This window comes from Streptomyces sp. HUAS MG56 (genome assembly GCF_058673395.1).
In genome coordinates this window covers 6627023-6644681 of sequence record NZ_CM178722.1, presented here as the reverse complement: position 1 = coordinate 6644681, position 17659 = coordinate 6627023, and the positions used below count along the sequence as shown (strand labels likewise).

Sequence of the window (17659 nt, the reverse complement as noted above, 5' to 3'; positions counted from 1 at the left end):
CGCTTCGGGCAGACTGTGCGCCCGCGCATCCGCACCCTGATGCCCCCGCGGGTCGGTGGGGCATGCCACCATCGTGCGGGCGGTGACCGGTGATACGAGACCAAGAAGAGACCATGAAACAGCAGGGCGTGCACCCCGAAGGCGGGGCGGGCACCCCTGACGCCGCCGCGCGCCCAGGCGCCGCCGGCGCGGGCAAGAGCGACGGCACACACCAGGAAGACACCGGTCCACGCACGGACGACGCCACGCGTGCGCGTGGGAAGGACGCCGCGGCCCGAAAGGGCGACGGCACGCAGGCGCGCGGAGACGACCATCACGACAGCGAGGGGGCGCACGTCCTGGAGAACACGCCCCCCGACCACGGTCCGGGCGCCGACGGCGAACAGCACGCCGACGAGGTGGAGGGTGACGAACCGCTGCTTCCCGCGCGCGTGCACCGCCCGTCCGACCTCATGCGGCTGCTGGTCGGCGTGCTGGCCATCGCGGTGCTGCTCGCGATCGCCGCGTTCGCGCACGGCACCACCTCGGGCCTCGAACAGGACATCAACAAGGGCACCGGGCAGGCTCCCGACCTGCTGATCAGGTTCGCGGGGCTGGCGTCCAGCATCGCGATCCTGCTGGTCCCGGTCGCCTTCGCGATCGAGCGGCTGATCAAACGCGACGGACTGCGCATCGCCGACGGCGTCCTCGCCGCCGTCCTCGCCCACGGAGTGACCCTCGCGACCGACCTGTGGGTCGCGAGAGGCGCCCCGAACTCGATCCAGGAGGCGCTCACCCAGCCCTCGCCGGGCGATCTGCACGTCCTGACCGACCCCGTGCACGGCTATCTGGCACCCGTCATCGCCTACATGACGGCCGTCGGCATGTCCCGCAGACCCCGATGGCGCTCGGTGCTGTGGATCGTCCTGCTGCTCGACGCGTTCTCGATGCTGGTCACCGGCTACACGACACCGTTCTCGATCATCCTGACGGTGCTGATCGGCTGGACCGTCGCCTACGGCACGCTCTACGCGGTCGGCTCCCCCAACGTCCGCCCCACCGGCCAGACCCTGATGGCGGGCCTGAGGCACGTCGGCTTCCACCCCGTCGCCGCGGCCCGCGAGGAGGCCGTGGAGAGCGAGAACGGCGACCGCGGCCGGCGCTACTTCGTCACCCTGGAGGACGGCCCGCCGCTGGACGTCACGGTCGTCGACCGGGAACAGCAGGCCCAGGGCTTCTTCTACCGGGTGTGGCGCAATCTGACCCTGCGCGGTTTCGCCACCCGTTCCAGCCTCCAGTCACTGCGGCAGGCGCTGGAGCAGGAGGCCCTGCTGGCGTACGCGGCGATCGCGGCCGGCGCCAACGCGCCCAAGCTGATCGCCACCTCCGAACTCGGCCCCGACGCCGTCATGCTCGTCTACGAGCACACCGGCGGGCGCACACTCGACTCGCTGACCGACGCGGAGATCACCGACGACCTGCTGCGCCACACCTGGCACCAGGTGCAGGCGCTGCAGTCCCGGCGCATCGCGCACCGCAGGCTCGCAGGTGACGCGGTTCTGGTGGATCGTTCCGGCACGGTGATCCTCACCGAACTGCGCGGCGGCGAGATCGCGGCCGGCGAACTGCTCCTGCGCATGGACGTGGCCCAGCTGGTCACCACCCTCGCTCTGCGGGCGGGCGCCGAGCGGGCGGTGGCCTCGGCGGTCGGGGTGCTCGGCCCGGACGCGGTCGCCGACTGTCTGCCCCTGCTCCAGCCGATCGCCCTGACGCGCTCCACGCGCGCGACGCTGCGCAAACTGGCCCGGGAGCGCGCCCAGCGCGAGCGCGACGCCGTGCTGGAGGCATCCCGGCAGACCAGGCAGGCCCGGCCGGAGGAAGCCGGGGAAGACGGCACCAAGGCCCTCGAAAAGGCCGACAAGAAGGCCGCACGCGCGCAGGCGCGGGCCGAGAAGCGGGCCATCGACGAGGCGCTCGAAGAAGCGCGTGAAGAGGATCTGCTCACGCAGATCCGTCATGAGGTGCTGCGGATCAGGCCGCAGGCACCGGTGGAGCCGGCCCGGCTGGAGCGGGTGCGGCCGCGCACCCTGATCAGTTTCATCGCGGGCGCCATCGGCGCGTACTTCCTGCTGACGCAGCTCACACACATCGAGTTCGGGCCGCTCGTCGCGGGCGCCCAGTGGGGCTGGGTCGCGGCGGCCGTGCTGTTCGCGGCGCTCAGTTACGTCGCGGCGGCGATGCAGTTGCTCGGGTTCGTGCCGGAGCGTGTGCCCTTCCTGCGAGCCGTGGCGGCCCAGGTGGCCGGCTCCTTCGTGAAGATCGTGGCACCGGCGGCGGTCGGCGGTGTGGCCCTCAACACGCGGTATCTCCAGCGCGCGGGGATCCGGCCGGGGCTCGCGGTGGCGAGCGTGGGCGCGTCGCAGCTGGCCGGGCTCGGCGCCCACATCCTGATGCTGCTGTCCTTCGGCTATCTCACCGGCACCGAGAAGACGCCGTCCCTGTCGCCGTCCCGCACGGTCATCGCGGGGCTGCTGACGGTGGCGGTGCTGGTACTGGTGGTGACGTCGGTGCCGTTCCTGCGGAAATTCGTCGTCACGCGCGTGAGGTCGCTGTTCGCGGGCGTCGTGCCCCGCATGCTCGACGTGCTCCAGCGGCCGCAGAAGCTGATCACCGGCATCGGCGGCATCCTGCTGCTGACGTTCTGCTTCGTGATGTGCCTGGACGCCTCCATCCGGGCGTTCGGCGGCAGTACGGCCTCGCTCAGCATCGCCAGCGTCGCCGTGGTCTTCCTCGCCGGCAACGCGCTCGGTTCCGCCGCGCCCACCCCGGGCGGCGTGGGCGCCGTGGAGGCGACCCTCACGGTCGGTCTGATCGCCGTCGGACTGCCCAAGGAGGTCGCCGCCCCGGCGGTCCTGCTGTACCGCCTGCTGACGCTGTGGCTGCCGGTGCTGCCGGGCTGGCTGGCGTTCAACCACCTGAGCCGCAAGGGATCCTTGTAAGGGAGCGGGGTGCGGGTACCTCGTACGGCCCGCGTCCCGCGCGCATGGGCGTACCCGCCCCCAGGATGGGTACATGGCGAACCCCTCCCGGCTGCGCTGCGCCGCCCTGACCACCACCGCCGTGTTGCTGGCCGCATCGCTGGCAGGATGCGGCGACGGCGCCGAGGACGGGGATCTCACGGCGCAGAAGCTGCACTGGAAGGACTGCCCGGCTCCGTCCGAGGCCGAGGGCGGCGGCAGCGCCCCGTCCCCACTGCCGAGCGGCGCCACATGGCAGTGTGCCACCATGCGGGCGCCCCTGGACTGGGGCAAGCCGAAGGGCGACACGATCAGCATCGCCCTGATCCGCGCCAGGGCGAGCGGCCCGGAGAGCAAGCGGATCGGCTCGCTCGTGTTCAACTTCGGCGGCCCCGGCGGCAGCGGGGTCAGCACGCTGCCCGCGTTCGGCTCGGACTACGACGTCCTGCGCACCCGCTACGACCTGGTGAGCTTCGACCCGCGCGGGGTCGGCCGCAGCGCGCCGGTGAAGTGCGAGAGCAACGCCCAGCTGGACGTGTTCTTCCAGCAGGACTCGACGCCCGACAACAATGCCGAGCGCGCCCAGTTGGTGAACCGCACCAAGCAGTTCAACGCGGAATGCGAGAAGAACTCCAGGAAGGTCCTGCCGCACGTGGCGACCACCGACGCGGCCCGCGACATGGACCTGATGCGCCAGGTCCTCGGCGACGACAAGCTGCACTACTTCGGCATCTCCTACGGCACCGAACTCGGCGGCGTGTACGCCCACTTGTTCCCCAGGAACGTCGGCCGGGCCGTCTTCGACGGCGTCGTCGACCCCACGCAGAACCCCGAACAGAGCGCGCTAGGACAGGCCGAGGGCTTCCAGCTCGCGCTCGACAACTTCGCCGAGGACTGCACGTCGAAGTCCACGCAGTGCCCGATCGGCGACACCCCGGAGGACGTGAAGAACCGCATCGCGAAGCTCCTCAACGACCTGGAGAAGAACCCGATCTCCGGCGACCCGCCGCGCCGGCTCACCCAGACCGCCGCGACGAACGGCATCGCACAGTCCCTGTACTCCAAGGACTTCTGGGAGTACCTGACCGAGGGCCTGGAGGCGGCCTACGAGGGCGACGGCAGGATCCTCATGCTGCTGTCCGACTCGATGAACGGCCGCAGTGAGAACGGCGAGTACAGCAACATCACCGCGGCCAACACCGCGATCAACTGCGCCGACGAGAAGCCGCGGTACAGCGCGGACTTCGTCCAGCAGAGGCTGCCCGAATTCCGCGCCGCCTCCCCGCTGTTCGGGGACTTCCTGGCCTGGGGCATGATCAGCTGCACCGACTGGGCCGTGCCCGGCGCCGCCGACCATCCCGACGTCAGCGCGCACGGGTCGGCGCCCATCCTCGTCGTCGGCAACACCGGCGACCCGGCCACCCCGTACGAGGGCGCCAGGAAGATGGCCGAGGCGCTCGGCAGTGGCGTCGCCGTCGAGCTGACGTACAAGGGCCAGGGGCACGGTGCGTACGACAGCAAGGACAAGTGTGTGCAGAGCAAGGTGAACGACTACCTGCTGAACGGGGCGGTGCCGAAGGCCGGGGCGGTCTGCTCCTGACGTTTCCGGCTGCTCCGTCACTTCTCGGCCCGCTGGGTGATGGCCGCCTCGGTGCGGTCTCCCAGGAACTCGTACCAACGGCGTTCGAGGCAGACGTAGCGCACGTCCGCTTCGACGAGGCTGAGGAAACCCGACACCGTCTCGGTGAGGCGTTGTTGCAGCCCCGGGTCGGCCAGCGTTCCGTCTTCGGCGAAGGCCTGGTAGCTGTTGGCCAGGCTGAACATGTCCGGGTAGACGCGGGTGCCCAGGTGCTCCAGCGGAACCCTCAGGGCCCACAGCCCGCGGTTGCCGCCGACCAGCGACGGCGAGGCGGAGACGAGCAGCGCGTGCTTGGTCTTGAACGGCTGCGGCCGGACACGCGAGACCCAGTCGATCGCGTTCTTCAGCACTCCCGGCACGGACGCGTTGTACTCCGGCGAGGAGATGACGAAGGCGTCGCTCTGTTCGAGCCGGTCGCGCAGGGCGAGGGCGCCGTGCGGCAGCCCCTCACCGGCCTCCGTGTCGCCGTCGTACAGGGGCATGTCGAAGTCGTGCATGGCGGCGAGGTCGACGGCGGCACCGGTGTCGGAGAGGAGCCGGGCCACGAGGGAGGCGAGGCGGGCGTTGGTCGAATCGCCCCGCAGAGCCGCGCCGAAGACCAGGAAGCGCAGCGGGCCGGGAAGCGTGTCCGTGGGCATGGGTCCGTCCTTCCGTCGCGGGCAAGCGCCTCCAGGCGAGCGCCCCACCGACCAGTGTGGTTCCCCGGCCGACGTCACGCGACAGGGCCGGGAACCGACGGGCCCGAGCCGGCCGGGACGATGGCCGACGCCGACCGGCAACGACGGAAGCCCACGGCATCCGAGCTGGTCAGAGCCGTGGGCTTCGTCCGTCCCACCGGTCAGCGGGGCTGTCGGTCAGTAGACCGGCTTGTTCGGTTCGATCTGGTTGACCCAGCCGATGACGCCGCCGCCCACGTGGACGGCGTCGGCGAAGCCCGCGGACTTCAGCACGGCGAGGACTTCCGCACTGCGGACACCCGTCTTGCAGTGCAGGACGATCTTCTTGTCCTGCGGGAGATCCTGCAGGGCGGCGCCCATGAGGAACTCGTTCTTGGGGATCAGCTTGGCGCCCGGGATGGAGACGATCTCGTACTCGTTCGGCTCGCGGACGTCGATGATCTCGATGTTCTCGCCGTCGTCGATCCACTCCTTGAGCTGCTTCGGAGTGATCGTCGAGCCGGCGGCCGCCTCCTGGGCCTCCTCGGACACGACACCGCAGAAGGCCTCGTAGTCGATGAGCTCGGTGACGGTCGGGTTCTCGCCGCAGACCGCGCAGTTCGGGTCCTTGCGGACCTTGACCTGACGGTACGTCATCTCCAGGGCGTCGTAGATCATCAGGCGGCCGACCAGGGGCTCGCCGATGCCCGCGAGGAGCTTGATGGCCTCGTTGACCTGGATGGAGCCGATGGACGCGCACAGCACGCCCAGGACGCCGCCCTCGGCGCAGGAGGGGACCATGCCGGGGGGCGGGGGCTCCGGGTAGAGGCAGCGGTAGCAGGGGCCGTGCTCGGACCAGAAGACGGAGGCCTGACCGTCGAAGCGGTAGATCGAGCCCCACACGTACGGCTTGTTCAGCAGTACGCACGCGTCGTTGACGAGGTAGCGGGTCGCGAAGTTGTCCGTGCCGTCGACGATCAGGTCGTACTGGCTGAAGATGTCCATCACGTTCTCGGCTTCGAGCCGCTCTTCGTGAAGGATCACGTTCACGTACGGGTTGATGCCCTTGACGCTGTCACGGGCGGACTCGGCCTTGGAGCGGCCGATGTCGGACTGGCTGTGGATGATCTGGCGCTGCAGGTTCGACTCGTCGACCTCGTCGAACTCCACGATGCCCAAGGTGCCCACACCCGCGGCGGCCAGGTACATCAGCGCGGGCGAGCCCAGGCCGCCGGCGCCGACACACAGCACCTTGGCGTTCTTCAGCCGCTTCTGCCCGTCCATGCCCACGTCGGGGATGATCAGGTGGCGGGAGTACCGGCGGACCTCGTCTACGGTGAGCTCAGCGGCTGGCTCAACCAGGGGTGGCAACGACACGGGGACTCCGTTGGTCGGTCAAACAGTACGGTTGTTCTCCCCGTAACACTGCCACGGCCTTTTTCATTCCGAGACACCTGTTCCGATACGCGAGACGATGTCGTCCCAGTAGCCGGGCATCGCCTCCCACGGATCGGTGCGGCCGCCGCGGTCCGTGCGGTCGGTGAAGTAGATCGTCGCGGCCCCCTGCCAGCGGGCGATGCGCAGCGCCTCGTCCAGGTGGCCCAGGGGGACGCTGTGCACGAAGTGGCAGAAGCGGTCCGGCGGATAGTCGGCGGTCCACTCGGCGGCCTGCGACCAGCGGTAGTCGGACCAGGGGCCGGAGAAGGTCACCAACTGGTCGGCGTTCTCCGCGTAGCCGGGGTACGGGTGGCGGCGGTGACCGAGGACGATGTGGGCGGTGTCACTGATCGCCCGCAGCGTGGTGACCGCCCGTCGGACCTCGGGGAGCGCCGCGCGCTCGCTGGGGCAGCGGTCGAGCAGGAAGCCGTCGACGCGGTACCAGTCGAGGTGGCGGTGCGCGTCGCCGAGCAGGTCGGCGAACGAACGGGTGCCGTAGGTGAGGTCCAGATGGCCGAGGACGCGGACCCCGGCGCCCCGGAGCCGGCCCGCGGCTTCCAGGCAGTGCGGGTCGGGGCGGGTACCCGGCCCCGCGGAGACGTTGAGGACCACCCAGTCCAGCGGGATGCCCGGCCGGGCGAGCTCGGCCCACTGGGCGGGAGCGACCAGCGGATGGGCGTACCCCGGCACGCCGAGGGCGGTGCGCACGCCGGTGCTCGCGGCGCCCGCCGCGGTCGTGGTCAGATGCGGCATGCCGCCTCCATCCAGATGTCGGCCAGGGATTCTTCGAGATTGATGCGGGGGCGCCAGCCGAGCCGGTCCCGCGCGGTGCGCACGTCGGCCTGCTGCCAGCTGCCGCAGCCGTCCGGGTACGGGTAGGCGACCGGAGCCGCGTGGTCGGAGTCGGCACGGGGATGGCCGATGGGACCGCGCAACGGGCCGGGCGGGGCGTCGAGTTCGTGCAGCGCACCGCCGTACCCGGCGACCCGGGCGAGGACCCCGGCGGCGTCGCGGAGGCGGATGGCGCGCCCGGAGCCGATGTTGATGACGCCCTGCGCGGCGGAGAGCGAGGCGGCGTGCACGGCGCGCGCGACGTCGCGGACGTCGACGAAGTCGCGCTGGACGCCGAGCCCGCCGAGTTTGAGCTCGCCGTCTCCGGACTGCATGGCGCGGCGCATGGCCTCGGCGAGCCGGCCCAGCGGGGAGCCGGCCGGGGTGCCGGGGCCGGCCGGGGAGAAGACGCGCAGTACGACGGCGTCCAGGCCCGAGCCGAGGACCAGTTCGGTCGCGGCGAGCTTGCTGACGCCGTACGGGCCGCCGGGGCGGGGTACGGCGTCCTCGGCCGTGGAGGAGCCGGGCTGGCTGGGGCCGTACTCCGAGCCGCAGCCGATCTGCACCAGCCGGGCGCCGCACCCGCTGCGCCGCAGGGCCTCGCAGACGGTGGCGACGGCGACGGTGTTGTGCCGGGTGAGTTCGCGGGCGCCGCCGCGGGTGGCGCCGGCGCAGTTGACGACGACACCGGGGTGGACCGCGTCGAGGAAGCGGGTGAGCGCGCCCGGGCTGCCGGTGGCGAGGTCGAAGCGGACGTCGGCGTCGTCGCCGCGGCCGAGCGCGGTGAGCTGGACGGCCGGGTCGGCGAGCAGGCGGTCGGCGACGAAGCGGCCGATGTAGCCGTTGGCTCCGATCAGCAGGACCCTCATCGGGCGCCTCCCGGGGTGTGCGCGCCGGTGGTACCGGCCGTGGCGATGGCACCGGTCGCCGCGGGCGCTCCGGCGGTTCCGGGGGCCCCGGACGCTCCGGACGCTCCGGGTCGGGAGGTGGTCATCTGGTCTTCTCCTTCGAAGGGGTGGCGCGGGTGCCCGCGGCGGTGGGCCGTGGCGGAAGGTGCAGTCGGGGGCTCACTCGGGAGCCCCCGTGGGCGCGTGGGCCGAGGCCCGTGTGAGGGTGCGGCCGGCGTGGAACAGCAGGGCCAGGGCCGCGGCGCCGCAGGCGAGGGCCGGGACGGCGGCCGGGCCGCAGGCGTTCACGAGGGCCCGGACCGGGGCCGCCAGGACGGCGCAGCCGGGCAGCCGGCCGGCCAGCGGCAGGGCGAGGGCCGCTGCCTCGGCCGCGGCGGCGACGCCCAGCGCGAGGGCCGGGGCGCGTCGGTGACGGTGTACGGCGAGCAGGCGGGCGAGCAGCAGCAGGGCACCCAGGGTGAGGGCCTGCGCGTAGGCCGCGGGCTGGCGCAGGACCGTGCCGCACAGCAGGAGCAGCGCGGTGAGCACGCCGAGGAAGAGCGTGAACGTGCCGAACAGCAGGGGCCGGGCGGTGGCCGTGAAGTCCTCCAGGCCCCGGCTGCCGGCCAGCCTGCGGCGGGCGCCCGCGCCGAGCAGGTGGGCGCACCAGGCCGCCGGGGCGCACGCCAGCGTGAGGGCCAGGGCGGGTGCCACGGCCGTGGGCCAGGGGGCGTCCGGGGCGCCGGTCGGGAGGGTGTCGGGGCCGCCGGTCAGGACGGCGCCCAGCAGCCCGTCGCCGAAGAGGACGTACCCGAGCAGCCAGACGGTCCACGCGCGCGTGGCGCTCGTCGTGTGCCACGCGCGTGTGCCGGGCGGCCCCGCGAGCGGGCCGCGGCGCAGTACGGCGCGCGCGGCGAGGCAGAGGGCGAGGAGCCCGGCGACGGCGACGAGGAGACGCGGGTGCCCGTGGGTGAGGCGCAGTCCGGCCGTGGTGGCCGCGCCCAGGGCGCCCGGAAGCAGGGTGAGCAGCACCCAGTCGGCGCGGACGCGGGGTACGGGCAGGGGTGCGGCTCCGGGTGCCGCCTCGCCGCTGCTGCGCGGCACGCGTGCGTACAGTTCCTCGGCCAGCGAGAAGACGTCTCGGTGCCGGAAGCGGGCGGCGGTCCGGTCGGTGATGCCGTGTGCCTCCAGCCCGGCGGCGATCTCCAGCGGGTCCACGGCCCGCTCGCACAGCTCACGGTGCCGGTGCAGCAGGGCCTTCACCGGGTCGGCGGCGCCGCGCCGGGGCGCCGGGCGCACCGTCGAGGCGGCGGATGCGCTCGCGGAGGACGCGGGCACGGAGGGCACGGGCGCACGCGTGGGCTCCGACGTCGTGGGCACGCGCGTGGAGGCCGGCGGCTCCTCCGGTGACGTCCTCGCGCTCCCGGGCCACTCCCCCGCCCCCGAGTCCCATGGTTCCGCGCCGCTCGGCATGCCGGGCAGGTCCGTGCCGCTCGGCCCCTCGCCACTCGGCCCGCCCCCGCCGCCGTAGCCGTAGCCGTCGTCCTGTAGGTCGATCACGCCCATCCCGCCCCCTCCGCAGCCGCCAGTGGTGTCGCGCGTACCGGCGCGGTCGTGGCCCAGCCGGGGGTGGTCCGGGGCAGGACGCGGGCGGTGGGGCCGGTCCAGCGGCCGGGGACGTGGGACTCGGCGGGGGCGGCGAACGGCAGTGGCTCGCCGGACGCGTCGAGGACGACCCGGCGCACGGGGCAGTGCGAAACGATCTGCAGGTAAATGCCGTGAAATGCCGCGATGTTCTGCTCGACGGTGAACAGTTCGAGCGCGCGGGCGCGCGCGGCGGCGCCGAGGCGCACACGGCGTTCGGGGTCGTGCAGCAGTGCCACGCACGCTTCGGCGAGCGCCCGCGGATTGCGCGGGGGCACGACGAGCCCCGTGCCGCCGATGACCTCGACCACCGCGCCGACGTCCGTGGACACCGTGGCCCGGGCGCAGAGCATGGCCTCCACGAGGCTGATGGGGAAGCCCTCGACCACGCTGGACAGCACGACGACCGCGCCGGCGGCGTACGCGTCGGGCAGGGTCGGGGCCTCGGGACCGCCGATCTCCTCGAAGGAGACCGGGTTGTCGCCGACGGCGTGCGCGCCCTCGGCCTCGTCCGGGAAGAGCTGGGCGGCGAGCGCCCGGCAGTGCCCGAGGTAGGCCGCGCCCTCGGGCCCGCAGGGCGCCCCGACGATCCTGAGCCGCGCCTTGGGCTCCTCCTTGCGGACCTCGGCGAAGGCGTGCAGCAGCGAGATCAGGTCCTTGGCCGGTTCGACGCGCCCGACCCAGACCAGGGTGTCCGGATCGGCGCGGTCGGCGGCCTCGCCGACCTCCGCGAAGCGGGTGGCGTCCATGCCGGGGTGGACCGTGCGGATCCTGGCCCGGTCGGCGCCGCACCGTTCCTGCCAGCGGCGGGCGTGGGCGTTGCCGGGGGTGAGGATCTCGGCGCGCCGGTAGACCTCGGCGGCGAGCCGGCCGTGGAAGGCGCCGAGGAGCGCGCGTACGGCGGGGGCGGCGGCGTCGGGGCCGAGGCCGAGGTAGTGCGAGCGGAGCTGCACGCCGTACTCCGTGACGAGCAGCGGTACGCCGCAGAAGTGCCGGGCGAGCAGGCCGGGCAGGGCGGCGGGGCCGCCGGCGGTGGCGTGGCAGAGGTCGGCCGCGCCGAGACCGTCGTCGCCGTACCAGTCGAGGGTGAGGGGGCGCAGGGCGCGTTCGAGGTGCGCGGTGACGGTGAGCAGATCGGGAACGCGCGCCTCGCGCGCCGTGCGCAGGGCGCCGGGGGCGCGGCAGGCGCGTTCCAGGGCGCGTACGGCGGTGTCGGAGCGCAGGGCCCCGACCAGGCCGCCCTCCTCGCGGGCGAGTTCGGCGAGCCCGTACAGCGCGCTGCCGAAACGGTCCGCTAGATCGGCGGACGTGTCCGCGGATTCACCGGACCCGGCCCCGGACGGGCCGTCGGGTCCCGGGGCGGCTCCGGCGCACACGGCGCCGACCAGTTCCCCGTAGCACTCGGCGAAGCGCCGACGCGCGCGCCGCCCGTGGGTGGCCCCGTCGTCGGCCGTCCACAGCGGCGCCGTACGCACCCGGCTCACCTGCGGCGGGAGCGGGACCCAGCCCTCGTCCTCCTGCTGCCGGCTGCGGCTGAGCGCGTAGAGGTCGAACTCGTGCTGTTCGAGCCCGCGTACGAGCCGGTCGCACCAGAGTCCGGCGTCACCGCTCACATACGGATAGCCACCCTCCGTAACCAGTCCGATGCGCACGTGTGCACCCCCGATCTCCCGTCTCGGGAGCCGCCGTTGTCCCGGCGGCTCGCAGCGGGACGAACGTAAGCGGACAAGGCGGTGGCGCGACGGACGGTTGTCCATCGCGCCACCAAAAGGGGTGAACGGTCGTAACTTTCGCGTGCGGGTAGCGTTCTGTCGCGCTAAGGACTCAGTGCGTCATCACCCGTGCACAAAACGTTACGCCACGGCCGGTTCGCGGCGGGCCGCGCGCCGCTGGGCCGCCAGTTCCGGGTCGAGCGCGGGTACGGCCGCCAGGAGCTGCCGGGTGTACGGCTCGCGCGGGTTGTCGTACACCTCGTCGGCGGGCCCGTACTCGACGACCCTGCCGCGGCGCATGACCGCGACCCGGTCGCTGACCTGCCGTACGACGGCGAGGTCGTGCGCGATGAAGACCAGCGCGAGGCCGAGTTCCCGCTGCAACGCGCCGAGCAGCTCGACCACCTGGGCCTGCGTGGTCACGTCGAGCGCGGAGACGGGCTCGTCGCAGACGATGACGCGCGGGTCGGCGGCGAGCGCCCGGGCGATGCCGATGCGCTGACGCTGGCCGCCGCTGAACTCGTGCGGGTAGCGGTCGTAGTGCGCCCTTTCGAGCCCCACGCGCTCCAGCAGTTCCGCCACGCGCCCCCGGATGCGATCCTCATCCCTCCCCCGCTCTCGGCTTCGCTCGAACGGGGGGACCCCCACGCCACGCGCGCGGAGCGGGTCGGCGATGGACTCGCCCACGCTGCGGCGGGGGTTGAGCGAGGAGACCGGATCCTGGAAGACCATCTGGACGGCCGGGTTCACCGTGGTGTGCGGGCGGCCCTCGTAGCGGATCGCGCCGGCGGTCGGCTCCAGCAGCCCTACCAGCATCCGGCCGAGCGTCGTCTTGCCGCTGCCGCTCTCGCCGACCACGCCGAGGGTCTCGCCGCGGCGCACCGTCACCGAGACGTCGTCCACGGCCGCCTGTGCCCGCTTGCCGCGCCCGAACTCGCGCCGCAGCCCGGTGGCCTCCAGCACGACCTCGTCGGTGGCCTCGGAGCCGGTGCGGCGCGCGCCCACGCGCGGGACGGCGTCGAGCAGTTCGCGCGTGTACGCCTGGGCGGGCGCCGCGAGGACGGTGCCGACGGGACCGTCCTCGACGGCCCGGCCGCGGCGCATGACGAGGATGTCGTCCACGCTCTCGGCGGCGACGCCCACGTCGTGCGTGACGAGCAGCAGGCCCATGCCGGTCTCCTCGCGCAGCGTGTGCAGCAGGTCGAGGATCTGGGCCTGGACGGTGACGTCGAGGGCCGTGGTCGGCTCGTCGGCGATCAGCAGGTCCGGCTCGCAGGCGAGGGCCATGGCGATCAGGGCGCGCTGGCGCATGCCTCCGCTGAACTCGTGCGGACGGGACCGGGACCGGCGTGCCGCGTCCGGAATTCCCACCCGCTCCAGCACCTCGACGGCACGCGCGCGTGCGGCGCGTCGCGACACGCGCGTGTGCACGCGGTAAACCTCGGCGATCTGGTCGCCGATGGCGTAGTACGGGTCGAGCGAGGACAGCGGGTCCTGGAAGACCATGGCGGCCTTCGCCCCGCGCAGCCGCCGCAACTCCTCGTCCGTGGCCTCCTGTACGTCCGTGCCGGCCACGCGGACCGACCCCGCGACCCGCGCCCCGGTGCCCCGGTGCAGGCCCAGCAGGGCGCCCGCGACCGTGGACTTGCCGGAGCCGGACTCGCCGACGAGGGCCAGCGCGGCGCCCTTCGCCAGGCTGAAGGAGAGCCCGTCCACGGCCCGCAGCGAGCCGAACTCGACGGTCAGGTCCGTCACTTCCACCAGGCTCATGCGAGCACCACCCGTCGGTCGGCCACCGCGTACAGCACGTCCGCGACGGCATTGGCGAGCACCACGAAGAAACCGACGACCAGGACCATGCCGACGACCACCGGCAGGTCCACGACCTTCACCGCGTGCACCAGTTCCTGGCCGATGCCGGGCAGGCCGAACAGGGTCTCGGTGAGGACGGCGCCGCCGACGGCCGAGCCGAACGTCACCGCGTTGAGCGCGATGACGGACGCGGTCGCGCCGCGCAGCGCGTGCCGGGCGATCACCGACCGCTCGCCGACGCCGTACGCACGAAACGTGCGGATGTGGTCCTCGGCCAGCGTCTCCAGCATCGCCGCCCGGGTCAGCCGGGCGAATCCCGCCGCCTCGATGAGGGCGAGGGAGAGCCAGGGCAGCACCAGGTTCCACGCCCACTGCTCCGGGTCGTCGGTGAAGTTCACGTACTCCGGGAAGGGCAGCAGCTGGAGCTGGCCGCAGACGACGACCATCAGCACCAGGCCGATGACGAACACGGGCGTGGCCGTGCCCGCCAGCGTGAGCGCGGTCAGGACGCGCTCGCTGAGCCGGCCGCGCCGCCAGGCGGAGAGCACGCCGGTGCCGACGCCGAGCAGCAGCCAGATCACCATCGCGCCGAGCACCAGCGAGAAGCTGACCGGCAGCCTGGTCAGGATGATGTCGGTGACCTGCTGGTCGTTCTGGTACGACTCCCCGAGGCAGGGCGCCGCGCAGTGCTCCACGCCCGTGCCGGTCGAGAAGTCCTGGCCCGCGAGGATGCCCTGGAGGAAGTGCCAGTAGCGCACGTACAGCGGGTCGTCGAGGCGCAGTTGCTGGGCCACCTGGTGGACCTGCTCCGGGGAGCAGCGCGGGCCGCAGGTGATCTGGGCGACGTTGCCGGGGGTGACGTAGAAGACGACGTAGATGATCACCGAGAGCGCGAACAGGGTGACCACGGCGCCGATGACGCGGCGCAGGACGAATCCGGTGAGGCCGTTCATGCCCGGTCCTCCTTCTGCGCGGCGGCCGCGTTCGCCGTGTCCGGCGCCGGTACGGCCTTGTCCGCGCGGGCCTCCCGCTTGCGGCCGGTGCCGATGCTCAGGCGCGAGGCCGCACGCGGGTCGAGGGCGACGCGCACGCCGTCGCCGAGGGCGGTCAGCGCGACCACGGTCACGAACAGGGCGGCGGCGGGCAGCAGCAGGTACTGCGGCGCGGCCTGGTACCAGACGTCGGCGGAGGTGAGCATCTGTCCCCAGGACGGCGTCGGCGGCTTCACGCCGACACCGAGGAAGGACAGGGCCGCCTCGGCGCCGATGTTCAGCGGGATCAGCAGCGCGGCGTACGTGATGACGGGCGCGGCGAGCCCCGGGAGGAGTTCGCGCACGGCCGTGCGCCGGGTGCTCCAGCCGCTGAGCCGGGACGCGGCGACGTAGTCGAGGTTCTTCAGGGTGAGGGTCTGGGCACGCACCATCTTCGCCGTGGTGCTCCAGCCGGAGACCAGGGAGATGACCAGCGCGACGAGGACGGGCCGCGGGAAGCCGTTCGGGACGATGGCGAGCAGCGCGAGCGCCATGATCATCAGCGGCATCGATACGAAGATGTCGGTGATCCGGCTCAGGACCAGGTCGACCCAGCGGTTGCCGAGGCCGGAGGCCACCCCCATGGCGACGCCGAGGACGACCTGGAGCACCGTGGCGGCCAGCGCGACGCCGAGGGACACCTGCGCCCCGTAGACGAGCCGGGCGAACATGTCGCGTCCGGTCTGCGGTTCGACGCCCAGCCAGTGGTCGGCGCTGATGCCGCCGAAGGAGCCGATGGGCACGCCTCCGCGCGCGGAGTCGATCAGGGACGGGTGGTACGTGGTGGGGTCCTGGCCCTCCAGGGCGGTGAGCAGCGGCGCGGCGAGCGCGACCAGGACGAGCAGCGCGACGACGGCCGCCGCGACCAGGGCGGCGCGCTGCGCTCGCAGCCGCAGCCAGAACTGACGGGCCCCCGAGGCCGTCGGGACGGACGTGTCCGTCCCGACGGCCTCGGCGGCGACAAGTGCCTCGCTCACGGCGCTACTTCACCGCGACCTGGGAGATGTCGAGGACGCCGGTCCAGTCGCTGATGACGATGTTCTTGACGTCCTTGCCGTACAGGCGCTTGTAGACCGGGTGGAACAGCGGCACGACGAGGGCCTGCTCGCCGATCTTCTGGTCCAGTGCACCCCATCGCTTGGCGGCCGCGTCAAGGTCGGTCAACTTGTTGATCGCGTCAATCTCGTCATTGACCGACGTGTCATTGAGCAGGCCCGTGTTGAAGTTCGCGCCGTCCTTGACGATCTGCCGGCCGTCGAAGATCGGGGCGAGGAAGGGACCGCCGGAGGGCCAGTCGGCACCCCAGTGGGCGAGGAAGAAGCCGGGCTCGGTCTTCACGCTGTGGATCGTGTCCCGGTAGTCGTTGTCCTCCCGGCCCTGCAGCTTGACCGTGATGCCGGCCTTCTTGAGCGCGTCCTGGATCGCGGTCGCGATCTCCGGGCTGGTCTCGAAGTCCTTGGCGTTGGAGTGGGTCAGCGTGATGGTGAGGCCGTTCTTGTAACCGGCCTGCGCGAGCAGTTCCCTGGCCTTGGCCGGGTTGCCGGACGCGCCCGCCGGGAACGGGTCGTACGGCGTGTAGCCGAAGGACTTCTGGTCGGGCAGGAAGGTGGTCGCGGACTCGGCCAGGGCGCTGCCACCGGCCGCGTTGACGACCGAGGAGCGGTCGACGGCGTACGCGATCGCCTGGCGCACCTTGGGGTTGTCGAACGGCTTCACGGTCGGGTTGAACGCGATGTAGTTCGTGTAGCCGAAGTGGCCGGTGCCCACGCGCGCGGCGAGGTCCTTGTCGCCGCTGACCCGGGCCAGTTCGGCCGGGCCGAGGTTGGTGTCCGTGGTGACCGCGGCCGTGTCCGCCCCTTGGGACGCGGACAGCCGCTGGTTGATCACCGAGGAGTCGAGGCCGGAGCGGACGTCGATGGTGTCCGGGTAGGCCTTGCGCTGGTCGTCGACGGCCGTCGACCAGTACGTGTTGCGTTCGAGGAGGACGTGCTCGCCGTCGTTCTCGTTCTTGACGACCTTGTACGGGCCGGACGAGACCGGGTGCTCCTCGTACTTGGTGCCGGTGTCCTTGCCCTTCGGCACCGGCGCGAACTGCGTCTGCGTGGCGAGGAACGGGAACTCGCCCTCGGGCTTGGCCAGATGGAAGACGATGGTCCGCGCGTCAGGCGTCTCGATCGCGGAGAGCCCCTTCTTGTCCTTGTACGGCCCCTGGTAGTCGGCCGCGCCGACCAGCCAGTCCCGCAGGTAGGGGGCGCCGCCGGACAGCTCGGGGGCGAAGGAGCGCTCGATGCCGTACTTGATGTCGGCCGAGGTGATCGGCGTGCCGTCCTCGTACTTCAGGCCCGTCTTCAGCGTGTACGTCCACACCGTCGCGTCCTTGCTGGGGCGCCCGGTGTCGGTGGCGAGGTCGGGGACGACCTTGGCACCGGCCTGGCCGTTCGCGCGGTTGCGGGTGGTGAGCGTGCGGAAGACCAGGGAGGGGACGTTGCCGCCGCCGGAGGTGTAGAGGCGGGCGGGGTCGAAGTCGGTCTGCGGCTGGGAGTTCAGGACCGTGAGCGTGCCGCCCTTGTGGGGCGTGGAGTCGCCACCGGAGCCCTTGGCATCGCTGTCCTTCGGGCCGCAGGCGGCGGCGCCCGCTGCCACGACCAGGCTGACGGATGCCGCTGCCACGCGGCGCGCTATGACGGACGGTTGACGCATCGGAATGACGACCTCTCGGGGAACTGATCGGGCTCTGATCGAGGGTTTCTCGAAGAGTGAGACATGTGGACGAGGAGTGAGACGGCTGCGCGCAGACGTCGGCCCCGGCGTCGGGTCGTCGAAAAGCCCGCGACAGGGTCACGGACGGAAGAGGGAGAAGCAGTCGCGACGCGTACGCCGGGGAGGCGGCGTCAGCGACAGTGGATGTCGGCCACGCAGAGTGCGGTCACACCGAAGAGCGCCAGCTCGATGGCGGCGCTCTCATGAACGGTGTGACGGGACCACATGCGCAGAAATATGAACGAACTTGCGAC

13 protein-coding genes are annotated in these 17659 nt (G+C 72.3%); 2 read left to right on the top strand and 11 right to left on the bottom strand.

Going from position 1 to position 17659, the window contains the following annotated elements; genetic code table 11:
* Positions 1-113: 113 nt before the first annotated feature.
* Positions 114-2978, top strand: a complete 2865-nt coding sequence (locus tag AC4OXY_RS31445) for a lysylphosphatidylglycerol synthase transmembrane domain-containing protein (protein ID WP_376288841.1) — start codon at positions 114-116, stop codon at positions 2976-2978.
* Positions 2979-3051: 73 nt separating this feature from the next.
* On the top strand, positions 3052-4596 hold the full coding sequence (locus tag AC4OXY_RS31440) for an alpha/beta hydrolase (RefSeq protein WP_491991460.1): 1545 nt from the start codon (positions 3052-3054) through the stop codon (positions 4594-4596).
* Positions 4597-4613: 17 nt separating this feature from the next.
* Here AC4OXY_RS31440 and AC4OXY_RS31435 read toward each other — a convergent pair whose 3' ends face one another.
* The 11 genes from AC4OXY_RS31435 to AC4OXY_RS31385 all read right to left on the bottom strand — a co-directional run bounded on the left by AC4OXY_RS31435 (position 4614) and on the right by AC4OXY_RS31385 (position 17632).
* Complete coding sequence (locus tag AC4OXY_RS31435; RefSeq protein ID WP_356029031.1) at positions 4614-5273, bottom strand: NADPH-dependent FMN reductase; 660 nt, start codon at positions 5271-5273, stop codon at positions 4614-4616.
* A 216-nt stretch (positions 5274-5489) separates the two neighbouring features.
* Positions 5490-6668: an adenylyltransferase/sulfurtransferase MoeZ gene (moeZ, locus tag AC4OXY_RS31430; RefSeq protein ID WP_071372914.1), complete on the bottom strand. Its 1179-nt coding sequence runs from the start codon at positions 6666-6668 to the stop codon at positions 5490-5492.
* 63 nt (positions 6669-6731) lie between these two features.
* Complete coding sequence (locus AC4OXY_RS31425) at positions 6732-7481, bottom strand: spherulation-specific family 4 protein (protein WP_376288838.1); 750 nt, start codon at positions 7479-7481, stop codon at positions 6732-6734.
* Positions 7469-8428, bottom strand: coding sequence for an NAD-dependent epimerase/dehydratase family protein (locus tag AC4OXY_RS31420; RefSeq protein ID WP_356029036.1), 960 nt, complete (start codon positions 8426-8428; stop codon positions 7469-7471). Before AC4OXY_RS31420 ends, AC4OXY_RS31425 begins: the two co-directional genes overlap by 13 nt.
* A 198-nt stretch (positions 8429-8626) precedes the next feature.
* Entirely contained in the window at positions 8627-10012 is a 1386-nt protein-coding gene (locus AC4OXY_RS31415) for a hypothetical protein (protein WP_491991459.1), read from the bottom strand.
* Positions 10003-11703: a glycosyltransferase gene (locus AC4OXY_RS31410; RefSeq protein WP_402066025.1), complete on the bottom strand. Its 1701-nt coding sequence runs from the start codon at positions 11701-11703 to the stop codon at positions 10003-10005. Before AC4OXY_RS31410 ends, AC4OXY_RS31415 begins: the two co-directional genes overlap by 10 nt.
* A 240-nt stretch (positions 11704-11943) precedes the next feature.
* Entirely contained in the window at positions 11944-13572 is a 1629-nt protein-coding gene (locus AC4OXY_RS31405) for a dipeptide ABC transporter ATP-binding protein (RefSeq protein WP_491991458.1), read from the bottom strand.
* Positions 13569-14567: an ABC transporter permease gene (locus tag AC4OXY_RS31400; RefSeq protein WP_356029044.1), complete on the bottom strand. Its 999-nt coding sequence runs from the start codon at positions 14565-14567 to the stop codon at positions 13569-13571. Before AC4OXY_RS31400 ends, AC4OXY_RS31405 begins: the two co-directional genes overlap by 4 nt.
* Positions 14564-15622 carry an ABC transporter permease gene (locus tag AC4OXY_RS31395; protein ID WP_491991457.1) on the bottom strand — a complete coding sequence of 353 codons (1059 nt, stop codon included), beginning with the start codon at positions 15620-15622 and terminating at the stop codon, positions 14564-14566. The genes AC4OXY_RS31400 and AC4OXY_RS31395 overlap by 4 nt, the downstream gene beginning before the upstream one ends.
* A gap of 4 nt (positions 15623-15626) precedes the next feature.
* On the bottom strand, positions 15627-17345 hold the full coding sequence (locus AC4OXY_RS31390; RefSeq protein ID WP_491991456.1) for an ABC transporter substrate-binding protein: 1719 nt from the start codon (positions 17343-17345) through the stop codon (positions 15627-15629).
* A gap of 191 nt (positions 17346-17536) precedes the next feature.
* The gene (locus tag AC4OXY_RS31385) at positions 17537-17632 is read right to left on the bottom strand and encodes an Ms4533A family Cys-rich leader peptide (protein ID WP_356029050.1); all 96 of its coding nucleotides are present in this window, start codon (positions 17630-17632) and stop codon (positions 17537-17539) included.
* Positions 17633-17659 lie beyond the last annotated feature (27 nt).

What these genes read in the sequence shown, in the direction of transcription:
- AC4OXY_RS31445 (WP_376288841.1), top strand. Translation starts at nt 114, where the DNA reads ATGAAACAGCAGGGCGTGCACCCCGAAGGCGGGGCGGGCACCCCTGAC.
- AC4OXY_RS31405 (WP_491991458.1), bottom strand. Translation starts at nt 13,572, where the DNA reads ATGAGCCTGGTGGAAGTGACGGACCTGACCGTCGAGTTCGGCTCGCTG.
- AC4OXY_RS31385 (WP_356029050.1), bottom strand. Translation starts at nt 17,632, where the DNA reads ATGTGGTCCCGTCACACCGTTCATGAGAGCGCCGCCATCGAGCTGGCG.
- AC4OXY_RS31440 (WP_491991460.1), top strand. Translation starts at nt 3,052, where the DNA reads ATGGCGAACCCCTCCCGGCTGCGCTGCGCCGCCCTGACCACCACCGCC.
- AC4OXY_RS31420 (WP_356029036.1), bottom strand. Translation starts at nt 8,428, where the DNA reads ATGAGGGTCCTGCTGATCGGAGCCAACGGCTACATCGGCCGCTTCGTC.
- AC4OXY_RS31435 (WP_356029031.1), bottom strand. Translation starts at nt 5,273, where the DNA reads ATGCCCACGGACACGCTTCCCGGCCCGCTGCGCTTCCTGGTCTTCGGC.
- AC4OXY_RS31425 (WP_376288838.1), bottom strand. Translation starts at nt 7,481, where the DNA reads ATGCCGCATCTGACCACGACCGCGGCGGGCGCCGCGAGCACCGGCGTG.
- AC4OXY_RS31400 (WP_356029044.1), bottom strand. Translation starts at nt 14,567, where the DNA reads ATGAACGGCCTCACCGGATTCGTCCTGCGCCGCGTCATCGGCGCCGTG.
- AC4OXY_RS31415 (WP_491991459.1), bottom strand. Translation starts at nt 10,012, where the DNA reads ATGGGCGTGATCGACCTACAGGACGACGGCTACGGCTACGGCGGCGGG.
- AC4OXY_RS31390 (WP_491991456.1), bottom strand. Translation starts at nt 17,345, where the DNA reads ATGCGTCAACCGTCCGTCATAGCGCGCCGCGTGGCAGCGGCATCCGTC.